Genomic DNA, 1,897 nt, shown 5'->3' on the forward strand with positions numbered 1-1,897 from the left:
CCCACCACCCACCCGAGCCCGCTACGTCAAGCCCGACTCGACCTCGGCACCACCCTGGAACAGGTATGTGCCGACCTCGACCACGCCTCACCAACCGGTTCCAGCGGAGTCACGCCCAGCATGCTCTCCGGCTGGGAACGCGGCCGTCACACCACTACCCGCCGCTACCGGACCCTGCTCGCCGACTACTACGACCGCCCGGTCGACGAGCTGTTCACCCACCAGGACGGGACGGCCACCGCCCAGGACTCGCCCCAGCTCGTCAGCGGCCCCCGCGACCTGCGCACCGCCATGATCGACGTGGTCCGATCCGCGCAAGCCCATTTGGCCGTGGCCGGTTCACGTTCCCGGGACGTGGCGTACCTGGAGACCATCGAACACGCCCTGGCCGACCGCCCCGGCTTGGTCCACTACCGGTTATTGTTCGGACCGCCCCGCAACACGGCACTGCACGCCCACCTTCGGCGGCTGCTGGAGATCCGCGACCCCGACGACCGATCGCTGGGGATGAAGACCCTGCATATCGGCCTCATCCGCCCCGAACAGGACATGCCCGAACGGTTCTTCGTCGCCTCCGAACAGGCCGCAGTAGTCCCCATCCCCTCACTCACCAGCGCCTACGGGTTCGACTCCGGGGTCAGGCTGGGACCGCAAGCCGCCGAACGGCTGCTGGACCACGCCCGCCAGTGCTACGCCGCCGCCACACGGGTAGAAACCCCCAATGCCCTGCGTGGGCTCGACCCCACCGCCTCACACCACCGGGACCCCGCATGACCTACGACAGCACCCCCGCCCTACGCCGGGCTCGCCACGACCTCGACTCGGTCCTGGCCCTGACCCGGGACCTGGTGCGCATCCCCACCCGGGGCGGTATCGACCCCTACGGCCCGGCCGTCGACCACCTGCACGAGTGGATGGCCGCACAGGGCCTGCGGCCCCGGGTGCTGCGCGATGGGACCGGCGCGGCCCTCGCCCTCACCGCCACCGTGCGCGGCGCCCGGCCGGGGCCGACCTGGGTGCTGGACGCCTGCCTGGACACCGCGCCGTTCGGCGACGAGGCCGCCTGGCGGCACCCGCCCACCAGCGGCGCGGTCGAGGACGGGTGGCTGTGGGGGCGCGGGGCCGCCGACTCCAAGGCCGCGGTTTCCGTGTTCTGCCATCTGGCCGCCCACCTGCGCGCCGACGCTTCTTCCCTGCGGGGGGACCTGGTGGTGCTGTTCGACCTGGATGAGCACACCGGCGGCTTCGGCGGAGCGAAACGGTTCTTCGACGCCGCCGACACCCCCGCCGACATCGGCGGGGTGATGATCGGCTACCCCGGTATGGACAAGCTCGTCGTGGGCGGACGCGGGGTGTACCGGGTCCGGCTGCGGGTGCACGGGGTCGCCTCCCACTCGGGCGGCTCGCGCTCCACCCCCAACGCCATCGGCAAGGCGGCCGAGATCGTCCAGGCCCTGGAGTGTGAGCCGCTGCCCGGGGCGGCTGCGGGATTTGGTCCGGGCAAGCTCACGGTGACCGCGATCGGGGCGGGTGAGGGGTTCTCGGTGGTGCCGGATGTGTGCACGGTCAACGTGGACGTGCGCACCACGAAGGTGTTCACCGACCAGGAGGCGGCGGACCTGGTGGCCCGGGTGGTGGCCAAGGTCGATGCGCAGTGGCCGGGCACAGCCCCGACGCTGGTGGAGGCGCACACGCGCTGGCCCGCCTACGCCCTGGCCGAGGACGCGCCGTTGCGGGCGGCTCTGGCGGGGGCCGCTGCCGCGCACGGCATCGAGGTGGAGGCGAAGGTGGCGGGGCCGTCCAACATCGGCAACTACCTCGCCGGGCTGGGGATAGCGGCCACGGCGGGGTTCGGTCCGGTCTACGAGGGGCTGCACGCCACCGACGAGCGGGTGCG

The 1,897-nt window shown here is 72.4% G+C and carries 2 protein-coding genes; both read left to right on the forward strand.

What is annotated here, in order from left to right:
• Nucleotides 1–774, forward strand: a 774-nt coding sequence (locus ACFHWE_RS23470) for an XRE family transcriptional regulator (protein ID WP_416604042.1), incomplete at its 5' end; no start/stop codon positions are given.
• A partial coding sequence (locus ACFHWE_RS23475) for a M20 family metallopeptidase (protein ID WP_416604043.1) occupies nucleotides 771–1,897 on the forward strand: 1,127 nt, incomplete at its 3' end. The genes ACFHWE_RS23470 and ACFHWE_RS23475, both read left to right, overlap by 4 nt.

Origin of the sequence: Nocardiopsis sp. LOL_012 (assembly GCF_048060475.1) — a bacterium.
In the GTDB taxonomy this organism is placed as follows: domain Bacteria; phylum Actinomycetota; class Actinomycetes; order Streptosporangiales; family Streptosporangiaceae; genus Nocardiopsis.